Annotated in this window: 1 protein-coding gene; it reads left to right on the top strand. The window is 72.7% G+C overall.

Annotated elements, in window-relative coordinates; all coding sequences use genetic code 11:
• A partial coding sequence (locus ACLIYP_RS30890; RefSeq protein WP_412716356.1) for an AMP-binding protein occupies positions 1–352 on the top strand: 352 nt, incomplete at both ends.

Raw genomic sequence — 352 nt, 5'->3', positions numbered from 1 at the left:
CAGCGCATCGTCCGCGCCGCCGCCAACGACACCACCGGCCCACTGCCCGACACCCTCCTGCACGACGGCTTCTTCACCCACGCCGCCCGCACCCCCCACCGCACCGCCCTGCTCACCCAGGACGACCGCATCACCTACCACGACCTCGCCGACCAGGCCCTGCGCATCGCCGCAACCCTGCGGAACCGCGGAACCACCCCGGGCGAACCCGTCGGCGTCACCCTCCCCAAGGGACCGGACCAGATCGCCGCCGTCCTCGGCATCCTGGCCGCCGGAGCCGCCTACGTCCCCGTCGGCGTCGACCAGCCACCCGAACGCCGCAAACGGATGTACCAACGCGCCGGAGTACGAA

Origin of the sequence: Streptomyces nanhaiensis, assembly GCF_046614825.1 — a bacterium.
Classification (GTDB): domain Bacteria; phylum Actinomycetota; class Actinomycetes; order Streptomycetales; family Streptomycetaceae; genus Streptomyces; species Streptomyces radiopugnans.
Note: the sequence above shows the minus strand (reverse complement) of the source record. Positions and strands in the feature narration are given on the sequence as shown.